We start from the raw sequence: 15,840 nt of genomic DNA on the forward strand, positions 1-15,840 counted from the left end.
CACTTCAATTAGAATACAAATGTGGAGGAATACCTGATGCCTACAATAGAAAATCTAGAGAAATATGCCGACCTGATTGTCAGAACGGCCGTACATATCGAGCAAGGCCAGACACTGTGGATCAATGCGCCTATCCATGTGCCCGAGCTTGTTCGGCTAGTCGTGAAACGTGCATACGAGGTAGGTGCGAAGCAGGTTCATGTCGAATGGCGGGACGAGCAAGTAACCAAGCTGAATTACAGTCTTGCGCCGGACGAAGCCTTTGAGGAATATCCGGCCTGGCGCGCGCAAGCAATGACGGAAATAGCCGAACGGGGACATGCTTACCTGTTGATACACTCCGAAGATCCCGAGCTGCTCAAGGATATTTCCCCTGAGCGGATTAAACAATATTCGCGGGTATCCTCCGCCGCGCTAGCAACCTTCCGATCGTATATGTCCGCGAAGCGGATAACGTGGTCGATTGTTGCTGCCCCTTCGGATGGCTGGGCTAAGCTCGTCTTCCCTCAACTAGACGCCGATGCTGCGGTTGAAGCGCTGTGGGAGACGATTTTCCGCATTGTACGCGTTGATCAAGACGATCCCGTGTCAGCTTGGGAGAAGCACAATAATAATCTGCTCGCCAAACGCTCTTATTTGGATAGCAAGCAATACAAGAAGCTGCATTATACCGGACCCGGCACGGATTTGACCATCGAGCTCCCCGAGTCTCATCGCTGGAACGGCGGCATCTCCTGGAACGAACAAGGGAACACGTTTAATCCCAATGTCCCCACCGAGGAAGTGTACACCGCTCCTAGCAAGCTGGGTACAACCGGTGTTGTTCGCAGCACGAAGCCGCTGAGTTACCAAGGTAATTTAATTGAAAACTTCAGCTTAACGTTTGAGGAAGGACGAGTCGTGCATTTCGAAGCAGAACGTGGCTACGACTCGCTGAAGGCAATGCTTGATTTGGATAACCATTCGCGTTATCTTGGCGAGGCTGCGCTTGTGCCTCACCAATCGCCGATCTCGGATTCCAACATTATTTTCTTCAACACGCTGTTCGACGAGAATGCCTCTAACCACTTAGCGCTGGGTAATGCCTACCCGACTTGCGTCGAAGGCGGAGCAGCGATGACCAAGGAACAATTGGAGCAAGCCGGTCTCAATCAAAGCATCCTGCATGTCGACTTTATGATCGGCTCAGCCGACATGGATATCGACGGCATTACAGAAGGCGGCGAGAGAGAGCCGGTGTTCCGCAAGGGCAATTGGGCATTCTAACTAATGGACGACATCCGAGCTGCCGCAACGATTACGAGCCTTGCTTCGGCAAGCAAGGCCGCCGGTACAATTCCCGGTACAGCTGCAGCAGCTCGGAGGGGCTACTGCGTCATCCCTCCGACAAGGAACGCATCGCCATACTCTCTCAAGTTGCGACTGCCCGTTGAATAAAAAAAGGAGTCGCCATAATAGCAACTCAAATGAATCGTCAAATATTAAGTTATACGCAAAGGACTGTTCTGCACGACCGATAACCACTCGCGGGCAATCAATTGATGTCCTGCAGCAGTAGGATGTACGCCGTCCCAGAGCCAATAAGCCGGGTCCGCCTTCAAACAGGCGTCACTGAAAGCTTCTTGCAAAGGAACATATACAGCCTGGTATTGTTCTGCTAGCCGGCGAACCGTGTTCTGGTATTCTTTAATTTGCTTACGCCACCCTGCCCACCTATCCTCCTCCCTCAATATAAAGGGCTCGCATAAAATCAATCCTGTGTCCGGCAGCTCGGATTTGGTTTCTTCGATCAAATGCCGATATGATCGTTCGAACCGATCCGATACGCTATTCAATGCCCATTGCACATCATTTACACCAATTAGAATGCTAATGAGATCCGGTCTTAGATTCATGGCGTCTTCGTTCCAACGCGCGTATAGATCGGCAACTCGATTCCCGCTAACCCCCTTGTTCATGAAAATAGGCCGCCTCTCGGCCATTTCAAATCCAAGCTTTGCAGCGATTAAGTAAGGGTATCCATGACCTAGAATATGACTAGGGTCTTCGTCTCTGCCTCGATTTCCGTCCGTAATGGAATCCCCTTGAAATAAAACAATCGGTTGTTCCTTCAACATAAACCTTATCCTCCTTACTATTGGAATGAGTAGTTTAAACGCATTCACGATGTTGAATATGACTGATCGTACGTCATTTCCTCGGACGAGTCCTCCGGAGCGGTTTAACCCCCGAATAATGGACAGTGCACCTCTTATTCGATTGATTGCATAGAATTGCTTAGGGTTGCTTCGATTTTCGTTATTCATCGACTCACACTTTGATTTCCTTAGGCTTTGCAATGCCAAGCTTAATTGCATCCATATATTCGTAGGGTGACATATCGTAGATGCTGCCATGAATGCGATCATGGTTGTAGTTGTGGATAAAGCCGGTCACGACTTCATAGGCATGTTGATAGCTTTCAAATTCGTATCGCTGATAGCATTCGGATTCTAGAATGGCATGGAAAGATTCGATATGCGCATTTTTATTCGGAGTCTTCGGTGGTATGCGCTCGTGAATAATCTTGAATTGTTCGCAGGCCTCCGCAAATCGATGGCTTATGAACTGTGGTCCATTGTCTGATCGTATGACTGGCCCACTCGCCTTGCCAAAGAGTTGGCGCTTCATGAGCGCCTCTTGCGTGATCTGGACAAGGTCTTTGGCTTCGCAGGACAAACCGAGGTGATACGTAACGATGGCTCGGTCGAACACATCGATGATGCTCATGAGAAAGAAGAAACGCTGTTCACCTGAAATCCAACCATACTTAATATCCGTCTCCCACAACTGATTGGAACCGGTAATCGTTCTATTGTTCGCCAGCCTCTTAGGGTACTTGACTTTCAGCGCTCGCTGAGGCCGCAGCACATTCATCTTCTTGCACAGTCGGTAGACTTTCTTCTTGTTGATGACAAGTCCGTGCTGGCGTTTTAACAGCTTTGTCAGCTTACGGTAGCCATAAACGGACGTATACTCATCGGCTAATAACTCCATGATCCATTCACAGATTTGCTCGTCACTGATTCGTTTGTTGTCTTGCGTATATGAGTATCCAGGTGCGGGGCGACCGCTCCTATGGTATTGTTCAGGTTGCTGATTTGTTCGAACCACATGTGTATAGTAAGTGGATCGCTCTACTCCCACAAAGCGCAGCACAAGGCTGATCGAATGCCCCTGGCAGATATATTTCTGCGCAATCGCTATTTTATCCGCAAGTGCGGGTTCGTTTTTTTTAACAGGTCACGGAGGATCTCCCTCTCTAGCGCCTGCTCTGCATAAAGCTTCTTGAGTTTCTCATGTTCCTTCTCTAGGGCAGCGAAGTCGGCTGCTGAGGGAATGAACGTTGGCTGCTTCAAAGCTGTATCGTCTAGTTGATCAAGATCTTTACGCTCAAGCTGTCTCGCCCAGCGTAGTACCATCTTCGGATCGATTTCATGCTGCCGTGCAGCAGCGGTCATATTACCAATTTCTTTCCCTTTTGCTACAACCATCTTCTTGAAATTCAGATCAAACCTTCTTCTCTCCATTGCTTTCCCCTCCGACTGATTTCATTGTATCGGAATAAGGGGTTTACTGTCCAAGTTCATTTGGGGGCTAAATAGGGAGGCAGCTTCCGGAGGATGAACCTGGAGAGGAAGATACTTGCTTCATAGAGCCCGATTAAAGGCCCTGTTACGATAATGACTGACAACACATCGGGTGGTGTAATAAAAGTAGCTGACACAAGCAGCAGCATATACGCATAGCGGCGGAACTTGATCAGTGTAGCGGGCTTTAATAATCCAATTCTGGTTAGGAAAAGGATGACGATCGGCATTTCGAACAAGAGCGACAGCGGCCAAAGAAGATTGAACATAAACGAAAAATAATGTGTTATCCCATAGGTTTCCGATAACCCCATACTCTTGTTAAACCCCGAGGTGAAATGAAAAGTTAACGGAAATACGATGAAATAAGCGAAGCTAAGACCTACTAAAAATAGAACGATGGTATACGGAATGTATCGAAATGTTGCTTTCGTCTCCCTCTCGCTCAACCCTGGTCTAACAAAGAGCCAGAGTCGGTATAATGCGAACGGACTTGTTACGACCATAGCCAGAAGTAAGGCAAATTGCATGTAGATCCTAATCCCATCCCATGGGGCAAAAGCGTTCCATTGAATCGACGAAGCAGGCTCTATCCCTTTCAGATAGCTAAGCAGCGGTCCGGCAACTAAAAAACCGACGATCATTGCTGCGACCAGGACGATCACGATCCATAAGACATGCTTGCGAAGCTCTGTCAGATGGTCAACCATCGACATGGAACCATCCTTCATAGAATCACCTATCCGTTCCTTCTGTTTGCTTGTGATCGAGGATCTTCTTCTCCCGCTCCCCTGAGGAATCAGATTCATCATCAACGATGATTTCTCTCGTTCCTTTCTTAAACTCTTTCAACGTATTGCCAACTGCACGGCCCAGCTCCGGAAGCTTCTTCGGACCAAACAGCAGTAGAGCCGCGATGATCAATAATAGAATTGTAGACGCGCTGAAATGTGGCACGGCATACATCTCCTTCCTATGATTCTATTTGTCCGAATGTTTTGAAAATTGGAGGGCTCATTGTTCCGAATTCGCCTGATGATACGCATATCCAACCTAAGTTTCCACCTGCAGCAGGGGTGGTATTGGTAATCTTATCTCCTATCATCCATTTCCCAGTCGCAGGCAAGGATGCTAGACTTCTACCCTCTGATAACGTTTTTGCCGATTGAAACAGCTTCCTGAAATTAATGCCGCCTACGCTGATGCCCACACTATCAATAATGAAATATTGTCCATTAGGGGGGCTGCCGCCTCCTACTTTATTAATATTAAAGGTTACGTAATTGCTATAAGGTGTAACCGGCCCAACTACCAGTAATTTGAAATCGCTTCCAGTGTTTGAAACTGGAATGAGCTTCTGCGGCTCTTCGAACCCATAACCTCCCAGTCCGAAGGTAATCTGCAGTTCGGGAGATGGGTTTTTGACAATGGCCCAAGCATAAATCTTTTTGTTTACATATGTCTCAGGGAACGTGAAGTATACGCTGCCTCCGAAAGCATCGTCTGAAATCTTAGTCACTTTGCAGCTTCTTGTTCCGGTGAAATATTGACCCGCTTCACTCAGAATTTCCAAGCGGTGAGCACCACCGTAATATCCGCTTTCTCCAATGAAACCATCAGTACCATTCATTTTGACAGCCCATTCTTCGAACGTTCCCGAGTTCGTGTCTAATGGGATATCTCTCGCCGTAAAATCTTCAATGGCTGGCAATGAAGTGATGCTTTGAATAACTCCAACGCTCCGAATATCCGGTTGTACACAATTATAGAAATTTTTATTGATGACATTCTGCGGGACATAAAAACGGGTTCCTTCAAAGGTAACTCTAGCATTCGCCACCACTTCGCAATTGATTAGACCACCTGTAATTAACGCATTCTTGTTGAACGTTAATTGGTTATCCGCCGGCGTAGAATGATGCTCGGCATATATACCGTTGATAACGACCCCATCGGCATTAGAGGTAAACGCATCAGGCAGTCTAATATGTTCAATATGGAGCCCATGGAACGAATGATCGAGGTTTTCGATATACAATCCTTTGCCAATCCATTCCTGCGATCCCTCAATGTGTAGATTCGAATACGTCACATTATTGGTTTCATATCCTTCTGCATGAGTACCAAGCCAACAGGCGTACGTAGTGCTATTGCCGCAGTTGTATACATAAATGTCGTTCATCGTTCCCGTCCATGCACCCTTAGCTTCGAATGCCTTCAAGAGCTTCTCGAATCGCACATTCGAGATCTTCCATCGATGAGGCGTGTAGTTCATATCGATGCCGCAGGCCAGCGCATTTCCGGCCTGATTGCCTGTCCCGACGATCTTCAGATCGGAGACTGTATTATGGAGGAAGGCAAGCGTCAGCGCATAACCATTGAGATCGGCGATGATTCGAGTGGATTCAATGGAATTCCCCCGCAAACATACATTCGACCACAAAATAATGGTACTGGTCACCCGATAAGAGCCTTCCGGAAGAAACACCGTACCGCCAGGTGCTGTATGATAATTTCCTACCGGGGGTTGAACCGTTTCTACTGCCTTGGTTATCGCAATCGTGTCATCAGCCACTCCGTCGCCGACAGCACCGAACCATTTCACACTTACCTCGCCCTGATAGATGCGTTTAAATCGAGCGCCATAATTGGAGACGATGATGGTTCCCGTATTATCCGCAGTCGAAACATCAGAAGCATCATAATAGAAAGGCCCTTCCTTACCACGGTCCTTCAAGTAATAGATGCAGCTTGAGTTAGGCTGTATCAAAGTCTTCAGTTCGGTGAGCGTAACAGCTACCCAGTCTCCAGATGATAGCCATTTGTTGTTTTTGTTTTCATTACCTTTGGCGTAGGCTGTTGATGTGCTGCCGGGGATTAAATTCTCGACTAACAGACCTGCGCCAGCCACACCCAAAGCGGCCAACATTTTTCTTCTGCTGATCATTCCTTTGTCCTCTACTTCCATTGTCAAATCCTCCTCGCATTCTACTTATATTGGGTTTGTTCTAGATCACGGTCATTAATCTTTCTCGATACTGAGTCGGCGTAATGTCATATTGATCTTTGAACACCTTAATGAAATAACGGTAGTTATAATAACCAACCTCTTCGCCGATCGAAGCGATCGTTCGATCCGAGCTCTCCAGCAGCTCCAAGGCACGCTGCATTCGCATACTCACCAGAAAATCGATGAAATTATGCCCCTTCTCTTGTTTAAATAACTTGCTAAAGCGATGATATCCAACGTCGACATAATCGGCTACTTCCTGTAATGAGAGATCTCTAGTCAAATGCAGTTTCATATATTCAATAGCTCGATCCATACGGCTGACACTTCGTTGCTCGTGGAAACGATGATAGATCGAATGGGCATAATTTAACGCATCGTCGCGGAGCTGAGAGAATTCATCCGCCATATTCAGCCTTACCAGAAAATCAATGAACGAGAGTTCCGGGGTGGATACGGCACGGAAGTCGCGCAGTGACTTCGTTAAGTTCGCAAGACATTCGCATGCAATCTGCTTAATTAACGCAACATCGCCGAGCTGCGTCAATGCATTCAAAAACTGTGATAAGTAAGTGATACCTTGGTCGAATCGGTGTTCCTTAAAGGCTTGCAGCATCTGTTGCTCCATCTCGTAAGGAACGACGCTTAGCGATGGTCTCGAATCAGCACAAGTATCGTTATATATATGAATTTGCCCATGACCTGATAAAAACTTCTGCCCAAGTGCGCGTATCGCTTGATCATAACAAGTCGGCAAGGACTCGGGATGGTTTGTTGTCAGACTGCAGCCAACGGATACAGAAACCTTGAACAATTTGAGATGTTTATACAAATTCTCGATTAGTTTGTTGCCAATTCTTCGGACGTATTGCTCTTTGTCTCCATGTGATCGATCGAAAGGCATTATAAAAACATATTGCCCCCTGTCGGAGTGTGTCGATCCGATACTTTCGTACGGAATCATCACTTCTTCAAAAATATTTGAAATAATGAATGTGCACAAATCCCTGTCCTCTCGGTTGTACCTGAGCTTAAACTTGTGATATTCATCCAGCTCCACGACAAGGATCCAATACTCGCTATGACGAAATTCAATTCCGAATTGCTGCAGCTTAAGCTGGAGTGCCGGGGCGGTTTCCTTATCTCTCAGCCATCTGAGCAACAAATTTGCTTTTTCGTTTTCATTCTTTTCCTTCTGCAACCATACGGCTTGTTGCATCCTTGTCGTTTGCAAATATTTATCGTCCAACCTGATTTTAATTTTCTCGGCAACTTGTTCCAGCCGCTCCTTGGATATCGGTTTGGTTAAGTAGTCTCGCACCTCAAACTGGATAGCCTGTTGAGCATATTCAAAATCGCCAAATCCACTCAAGACGACGATTTCCGCCTGCGGATATAAGGAACGAATGGCGGCCACCAATTGAAGTCCATCCATAAGTGGCATGCGTATATCCGTGATGACTGCATCTACGCCTCCCATCTGAGATAGCAGATCCAATGCTTGCACACCGTTCTCGGCGGATACGACCTCATGAAAGCCTAGTTGTTCCCAATTCAGTTTTTTTAACAACCATCTTCGAGAAGCATATTCGTCTTCCACAACAAGTAGCCGATACATATTGTATCCTCCTCCTACATGGGTCTGGATTCACTACTGCGCAAGTCTCTTATTCTCAACGTATTCCGCTATTTTTTTGATCAAAACTTCTCTTTTTTCTAGAATCCATGACTGATTATGCGGATATTGATCGAACGTGAGAGGTGAGGACAATCCTTCTTCCAACCAGAGTAACGTCTGCTCCCGTCCAGCTAATTGCTCGAGCAATTGGAGCATTCTCATATCCTGTATGCCTTCGTGAAATACGCGCAGCCGCAGCGACTCAATGGGCTCTGATTCTCCTGGATAAACCACGTATGCATCACCTGCTGGATAAGCATAATCGCCTTCCAAATTCATATAAGGGTTGATGGCACGCTTCGATAAGTGTGAATTCCAGAAGTTGAAACCCCAGTGCAGAAAGCCGGCTATGCGGAACTTGTAGAGTTGCATGCCGATGATCCTATTGCGGTAAGAAGGCATATTCAGAAACCGATTCGATACACCCTGTTTGTATTGTCCGGAACAATAATACGTCCACAGATCCGGCACCTCGTTATGGATAAAAGGTTCGATATGATCGTTTGATGGAATTGGTTTTTTCACCAACCCCTTTTCGTAGAACGAATAATCCGATAGGGCGTCTATGATGGGGAACTCACTCAGATGCTTCTGAATCAAATCACTCGCCACTTGATAGATTTCAAGATCAGCCGGGCCGGGTTCATCGGAAATATGAAAGAAAGACTGTGTTTGCAACTGATGCTGGACAATAAACGCTCGTAGTTTTGGCAGAAACATTTCAAGAAAATGTTGATATTCCTGTCCTGTCGATGAATGTTCCCAGCCGAATAGCTGTTTCTGTTCACCGTTTACCTGCCCCATAATTTTCGGAGCGGATTTCGCCCCCCATTGCGAGAATAAGTGGGAAAATTCGAAATATTGAACGCCGCAGTCTACACACATATTGATCCACTCTTCTAGCCGATCGAAGTTAAAGCGATAGTCGTCTTCTTGTAGTTCCACGCCAACGAGCTGAACCGTAGGTCGTTCTCCCCCTATATACGTATCTAGCGGTGGGGTGAACAGAGGAGTCAGAATCATGTTTACTCCGTTTCTGACGGCGGTTTGAACATATTTCCTGATCCATTGCCAGTGCTCGCTGGAGAACACCTCAACCCCGTAATAGGTGGCCAGACAATCGCTGTGGAACCATTCTGTGCGAATCAACGTTTGCTTAGGTAATTCGATGCCCACGACAAACAAATTGAAGCTTTGTCGCCCTAACAGCTCTCCATCATCTGTCTCAAAAGTAATATCGATGCTATGGTTGCCTGACGCAATTGCATCCGTCACATCTATCTCCACCCATATGGACCTCCATTGTCCCGGCAGCCCGGTAAGCCGAAACCCTTCGATTGGATACAGAGGGTCCGGGTATAAACCTGGCGTCACGCGCAGCACGTCATCGTCATGATCATGATAAGTCGGCATCTCTACCGGTACGACTCCGACGGTCCGTACTTGAATGTGACTATGAATATCAGAATGGATTTGAATCTTCATCGGCCGGAGCAATTTCCCCGCGCATCGATAGGCAATCTGATAAGAATAGCTTTCGTTCCATAAGGCAGATGCACTCTGCAAGATTGGATCTTGAATATCCTCATCGGGAAATACCTTCGCGAGTGAGCTTAAAGAAACGGTCTCGAACATAAACTCATGTGTCATTAAGTTTTCTTCTCCTTAGAAGGGAGATATCCGATTCCACTGTGACCGGCTATCTCCCTTCATTCTGAATGCTAGATTAAAGATCAATTCGGGTCAAGATAATCGATAAATGGGGTAATCTTGTGCTGCTCGGCGATCATCTCTTCAATCTTATGAATTCCCGCTTTCTCCATCTGGCTTCTACCGGTTTCGATCAATTTCTTCGCATCTTCTTCCGATTTGGCGTAGTATGCCTGTTGCGTGATTTCAGCTAGTCCGTCAGCAACCGGTTTAATCGATTGCCACATGTCCGTCGATATGGCGTATAGCTGAGGATCAGATCCAGTCGCAATCTCTACCCCATTTGGACGGATCATCTTTTTATATTCTTGTGCGATGGCATTCTTAGGATCTGCTTCATGGCCGAATGTTCCTCCGCCAAGTGAGACTTGACGATCAGGACCGGACAAGGTTGCATATCCCGCAGCTATCCCTTCATTTAACAGCGCTTTCGGATCAGCTTTCATCTTCTCTACCCATTCTGCCTTTGCAGATGGCTTGCCGTCTACCATGTCATAATGTACGCCTTCGACTCCATAGTGCGTGAGAAGATATCCTTCGTCAGAGGATAGAAAATCAATGACTCTAGCAGCGGCTTCCGGATCTTTGGACGTTTTCGGAATCAAATTAATGTTATGGCCTTGCGCTCGGAAGACGCTTTTATACGGATCGCCTTTACTATTGTCCAACGGTCCGAGTGGGATAAACTCCCCATTTGGATTATCTTTTACATATCCGCCCGTAGCTTCATTCACATAATAGAAGTGGCCGGGTAGAACCGCATAACGTCCTTGAGCGATCTTCTCATTAGCGATAGCTTCCGACTGCAAGAAGGCTTCGGGGTCGAGCAACCCTTCACTAATGAGCTTCCGAGTGAAGAGAATTGCCTCTTCATTGGCCTGCGTCATGAAATTATGCTGCACGGTACCATCTTCGTTAAATTGCCAGCCTGCATTGTTATAGAACATTTTGGACAATAGACCGAGTGGCCAGCCTCCATGGAACGCCCCTAAAGGGAAAATATCCTTACCATTCTCTGTCAACTTGGCATCTTTGATTTTGTTCAAGAAATCATATAAGTCATCTTTCGTTCGTATGCTTTGCGGATCGACGTTCAACTGCTGAGTAATGTCTTTCCGTACATAGAATCCGTATAGCCAGTCGTAACCATCATCGCTTGTCGCTGGCATTCCCGTATACAGCATGTACGATTTGCCGCCGAATTGCTCAGGATCCAAGTATCGGTTGTACATGTCAAGCGGCACGGATTCTTTCTGTACGCTCTTCGCCAAGTTGGGATATCGTTTCAAGTAATCGGTTAGATCCAGAAACATGTCTCCCTTTACGCCCTTCAGGATGGTTTCCATCTCGCCTCCACCCATCCAAGCCGGTCCGGCATAAATATCGGGAAAATCTTGAATCGCGAACATGGCATTTAACTTCTCTACTTCCGAAATCTTAACCTCCATGATTTCAAGCGTAACCCCCGTTTTTTCCCTAATAATTTGGGCTACGGGATTATTAATTTGGTCCTTTGGAGCCGTAGACGCTCCATTCCAGTTGGTTAACAGCTGTAACGTAACTTCTTCAAATTTTTCCGGTTCGTTCCCTTCCGTCTTCCCCTCATTTGGGCTGACGGCGGTTGCTTTTCCTTCGTTCGTATTCTCGGAGGTACAGCCCCCTAGAATGGTGATGATGACTATCAAACAAGCGAGTGTGACAAGCAATGTCTTTTTGCGCATTTGCGAACCCTCCTTTGTTTTATGAAAATAATTTATATTACGTATATAATAAATCGGGCCTGCTGTTGGCTCGAAGTATTAAGATGCCCACTATCCTTTAACAGAACCTAACAGAGCTCCTTTGACGAAGTGCTTCTGAAAGAAGGGGTAGATCAATAGAATCGGAACTGTCGATACAACCAATACGGCCATTTTGAGAGACTCAACTGTCACCTTTGCAGAGCCCATATTATATTGAGAGGTTGCGGCCCCCTTCTCAATCGATTTGGCCGCGTTCATCAGCGCATCTGATTGAGTGAGTAGATCCTGTAGCAGCGTTTGAACCGGCATTAAATCTTTATCAGTGATGAAATACCTACCGGTAAACCAATCATTCCAATGCCCTACTCCAATAAAGATGGATATGACAGCCAATACCGGCATGGAGAGAGGGAGTATAATGGATACAAAAATTTTCAAATCTCCACAGCCGTCAATTCGGGCTGACTCTTCGAGCTCCGGCGGCAGCTGCTGTAGAAATGTGCGGATAATAATGATGTGGAAGAAGCTGTACAGCGATGGCACGATATACACCCAAAAGGTATTCAGCAAATTCAAATCTCTTAGAAGAATAAAGAAAGGAATGAGTCCCCCGCCGAACAGGGTCGGGATGAAGATAAAAAACGTAATGAAGTTTCTGCCGGGAAGTGATTTCTTGGCCAGCGCATAGCCGAACAACATATTAAGTACGATATGCAGCAAGGTGCCGAGAACCGTTCGATAGATCGTGATCTTGTAGGCATTGATGATCGTAGAATCTTTAAACAGCTCTACGTAATTATTTATAGTAAACTCTCGCGGCCAGAAGTAGAGTCCACCCTTCATTGCATCCATCCCATCATTTAACGAATATACGATAACGTATAGAAAAGGATAGAGCGTACAGAATGCAAACAAACCGAGCAGCGAATAGTTGAAAACAGGAAACATATAACGCATCGTTTTCTCTCCTATCAGTCAAGCATAATTTAAAACAAATGGGTGCTGCTTACTTTTTTGGCTATTTTGTTCGCCGTCAGGATAAAGATCAGAGCTATCACGCTTTGGAAGAAACCAATTGCCGTAGCATAACTCATCTCTCCCCCCTTTATCCCCGCATTGATGACATAAGTATCTAATACATTGCCTATTGAAGCGGTGGCCGGGTTGTTAAAGAGCAGCAATTGCTCGTAACCTGCACTCATTAATGAACCCGTTCCGAGTATAAACAGAAGGATGAATACATCCCTTATTCCCGGTAATGTGATATGCCACATTTGTTTAAACCTACCTGCTCCATCGATCTTGGCGGCATCATACAATTGCTGATCGATGCCCGAGATAGCCGCAAGATAGATAATGGAGTTCCAACCAACATCCTTCCATACGAAGGAAAATAAGAGTAATGGATAGAACCAATCGATCTCTCCAAAGAAAAAGATCTTCGTGCCCCCAAATGATTCGATCATATCGTTGACCGGACCACCACTAGGCGAAAGCAGTCGATTCAATAACGTATAGACAACTACCCAGGATATAAAGTGGGGAATATAGGAAATCGTTTGGATAGGCCTCTTAAACCAAGATTTCCCGATCTCGTTTAACATTAATGCAAGAATGATCGGCGCTGGAAAACCTATGCATAGTTTCAACAAACTTATGACTACCGTGTTCTTAATCAGATCCACGGATTGATAGTAATTAAAAAACTGTTCGAAATATTTTAACCCTACCCATGGACTGCCTAATATCCCTTTGGTGAAGCTGTACTCCTTGAAAGCCAGTGTCACTCCATACAAAGGAATATAAGAAAATATAAAGAACCAAGCTATCCCCGGTAATAGAAACAAATAAAACATTCGATGTGACCAAATCGGCTTTATCAGCTCACGAATTCTCTTTGCATCTTGCTTCGGTGCAAACAAGTTCTTTCTCGCATTCATTAGTTTCATGCCATACACTCCTTGTAACTTTCAATTCATAATCAAAGTATAGCAAGGACATTTGTGTCAAATAAGTCAAAATAATTGTCTATACGTATCTACTTTTTACTCCGTATTGCGGATTCAATCCAGTCATGTACAATATTGAGTAAGCTGAGTTTTGAGCATGTTAGTATATATATAAAAAGGAGAGGGAGAAGGGATTATGAGGATTCATCACAAATTAACAATTACATATCTGTTAACCAGTGCCATTCCGATTCTTGTCCTATCCCTGCTTTTTATTAGTCACGCAGAGACCCTAATCATTAATCGTATTGGCGACTCCTATCGAGCTCTCGTCAGTCATCAAAACAAAACAATTTCCTTCAATCTTCAATTTTATGAAAGTATCGCTAATCATTTGATGTTAAACCCGGACATTCAAAGTTTATTATCCGATCCTAGTATTTTTGAAGAAAAAGGCATTGTTCAAGTCAACAAGGAAATCTATGCAGCTACTAGATTTATGAGAGCCTATCGGGAAACTCACATCGATGAAGTTGGTTTCTATTACACCCAAAACTATCATTATTCCGACGGGCAGTTTCTTTTCCCCATATCCGCGTTAGATGATGATCCGCAATTCGCCCTCTCTAATTCCAAGAAACCGATGTGGTATCTCGAACATGATTCTTTTCAGGATAAGTACTTTTTGACTTTTTTCCGAGCGATACTCAGTTATGAAGACAGCGTGCAGATCGGATTTTTGAAAATGAAAGTTAACATATCGTCTATTATCAGCATTGACACCGATTTATCTCAACAATTAGGAGATGTTCGATTCCATATCATGAACGAGCATGGAATTATCATTTATGATGCAAATCCAACGCTTATTGGGCAACCTTCTACCCTGCAACTGATGCAAGAAAAGATAGATCCACAGGCGGCCCAAATCATCTATCAAGATAACGATCGATTCTTTGTGTCTCATCAGCAACTAGAGCCGTTAGGATGGGTAATTGCCCTCACTGCGCCAACAAAGTCTATGGACGAGCCCATTTTTCGTATGCGAGCTTTCGTCTTAATCTCTGGTATGATTGCGTGTGTTCTCTTTACATTCATCAGCTACTTGTTTACGCAACAAATAACGAATGGCATCCGCAAGCTTAGAAACAAAGTCGTTATGGCGGGCAAAGGGTTGCAGCAATCTACTGCGCCAGCGACAGGAAAAGATGAGATTAGCATTCTGGATCGAAGTTTCGATGACATGCTGCATAATTTAGCCAATTTAACTCATGAAAATATTGCTTCTTCTTTAAAAAAACGCGAAATGGAGCTTCATTTGCTACAGTCCCAAATCAATCCACACTTTCTGTACAATACGTTGGAGTTTATTAAAAGCGAAATTGATCTCATGGACTGCGATACAGACATGGCTGTAAAGATGATTGTGAAACTGGGGGATTTATTCCGGATATCTGTCTCCAAAGGCAAACACTTCATATCGTTCAGCGACGAATTCTATCATGCGAACTGTTATCTCGAAATTGTGCAAATTCGATCACAATCAAGATTCGATGTTGAATGGGATGTTGATCCTGAGATAAAAAAATCATATACCTTAAAAATTATTCTACAGCCCATTCTGGAGAACGCCATCCAACACGGATTGGAATCCTTAACGAATCGAAGGGGGCTTATTCGAATTAGAGCCTATATGAAAGAACAAAAAGTATACATTGATGTGAGCGATAATGGCGTCGGAATCGAAGAAGATAAAATACTGCAGTTGCTTCAACCTTCTGATTTAAATAAACAAACAGGTGTAGGCTTATCCAATGTCTCAAGCCGATTGAAAACTTATTTCGGGAATATGTACGGTTTAACCATTAGCTCTCAAATTGGCACAGGTACAACAATCAGCTATTGTCTTCCATTTGTTGATTCAGAGAATGATATTCCGACTTCAGCAGTTCCCCTAAACCTTACGGATGCCATTGGTTAATATCCAGCACCTTATCACGTGCGTTCTCAAGAGATCGCATGCTTGAAGCGACGCCGAATCGACCAACCGCGACGACATGTCGATTCTCTCCTACACGTCGGTACGACCGTCAATCCGAGGGGCGTCGTCCATACCCATGGC

General features: G+C 45.1%; 13 protein-coding genes. 2 read left to right on the forward strand and 11 right to left on the reverse strand.

What is annotated here, in order from left to right; genetic code table 11:
* Positions 1-36: 36 nt before the first annotated feature.
* Positions 37-1,266, forward strand: coding sequence for an aminopeptidase (locus ACX1C1_RS02305; protein WP_458955584.1), 1,230 nt, complete (start codon positions 37-39; stop codon positions 1,264-1,266).
* A 215-nt stretch (positions 1,267-1,481) separates the two neighbouring features.
* Here the strand turns inward: ACX1C1_RS02305 and ACX1C1_RS02310 are convergent, their stop codons facing one another.
* From ACX1C1_RS02310 to ACX1C1_RS02360, 11 genes are all read right to left on the reverse strand, one after another.
* On the reverse strand, positions 1,482-2,117 hold the full coding sequence (locus tag ACX1C1_RS02310; RefSeq protein WP_458955585.1) for an SGNH/GDSL hydrolase family protein: 636 nt from the start codon (positions 2,115-2,117) through the stop codon (positions 1,482-1,484).
* Between the two features lie 193 nt (positions 2,118-2,310).
* Positions 2,311-3,246: an IS3 family transposase gene (locus tag ACX1C1_RS02315; RefSeq protein ID WP_458957576.1), complete on the reverse strand. Its 936-nt coding sequence runs from the start codon at positions 3,244-3,246 to the stop codon at positions 2,311-2,313.
* Complete coding sequence (locus tag ACX1C1_RS02320) at positions 3,243-3,569, reverse strand: transposase (protein WP_458953847.1); 327 nt, start codon at positions 3,567-3,569, stop codon at positions 3,243-3,245. The genes ACX1C1_RS02315 and ACX1C1_RS02320 overlap by 4 nt, the downstream gene beginning before the upstream one ends.
* A 56-nt stretch (positions 3,570-3,625) precedes the next feature.
* A complete protein-coding gene (gene tatC / locus ACX1C1_RS02325) occupies positions 3,626-4,345 on the reverse strand; it encodes a twin-arginine translocase subunit TatC (RefSeq protein WP_458955586.1) in 720 nt (239 codons plus the stop codon).
* Between the two features lie 19 nt (positions 4,346-4,364).
* The gene (tatA, locus tag ACX1C1_RS02330; protein ID WP_458955587.1) at positions 4,365-4,586 is read right to left on the reverse strand and encodes a twin-arginine translocase TatA/TatE family subunit; all 222 of its coding nucleotides are present in this window, start codon (positions 4,584-4,586) and stop codon (positions 4,365-4,367) included.
* A gap of 16 nt (positions 4,587-4,602) precedes the next feature.
* Positions 4,603-6,597 carry a glycosyl hydrolase family 28-related protein gene (locus ACX1C1_RS02335; RefSeq protein ID WP_458955588.1) on the reverse strand — a complete coding sequence of 665 codons (1,995 nt, stop codon included), beginning with the start codon at positions 6,595-6,597 and terminating at the stop codon, positions 4,603-4,605.
* A 40-nt stretch (positions 6,598-6,637) separates the two neighbouring features.
* Entirely contained in the window at positions 6,638-8,257 is a 1,620-nt protein-coding gene (locus ACX1C1_RS02340; protein WP_458955589.1) for a response regulator transcription factor, read from the reverse strand.
* Positions 8,258-8,290: 33 nt separating this feature from the next.
* The gene (locus ACX1C1_RS02345; protein WP_458955590.1) at positions 8,291-9,967 is read right to left on the reverse strand and encodes a DUF4091 domain-containing protein; all 1,677 of its coding nucleotides are present in this window, start codon (positions 9,965-9,967) and stop codon (positions 8,291-8,293) included.
* Positions 9,968-10,050: 83 nt separating this feature from the next.
* Positions 10,051-11,748, reverse strand: a complete 1,698-nt coding sequence (locus ACX1C1_RS02350; protein WP_458955591.1) for an extracellular solute-binding protein — start codon at positions 11,746-11,748, stop codon at positions 10,051-10,053.
* Positions 11,749-11,838: 90 nt separating this feature from the next.
* The gene (locus ACX1C1_RS02355; RefSeq protein WP_458955592.1) at positions 11,839-12,726 is read right to left on the reverse strand and encodes a carbohydrate ABC transporter permease; all 888 of its coding nucleotides are present in this window, start codon (positions 12,724-12,726) and stop codon (positions 11,839-11,841) included.
* 29 nt (positions 12,727-12,755) lie between these two features.
* The gene (locus ACX1C1_RS02360) at positions 12,756-13,718 is read right to left on the reverse strand and encodes an ABC transporter permease (RefSeq protein ID WP_458955593.1); all 963 of its coding nucleotides are present in this window, start codon (positions 13,716-13,718) and stop codon (positions 12,756-12,758) included.
* A 196-nt stretch (positions 13,719-13,914) separates the two neighbouring features.
* On the opposite strand from ACX1C1_RS02360, the gene ACX1C1_RS02365 reads away from it, so the two are divergent.
* Entirely contained in the window at positions 13,915-15,699 is a 1,785-nt protein-coding gene (locus ACX1C1_RS02365; RefSeq protein WP_458955594.1) for a sensor histidine kinase, read from the forward strand.
* The last annotated feature ends 141 nt before the right edge of the window (positions 15,700-15,840 follow it).

It is taken from the genome of Paenibacillus sp. strain BS8-2 (assembly GCF_054483835.1).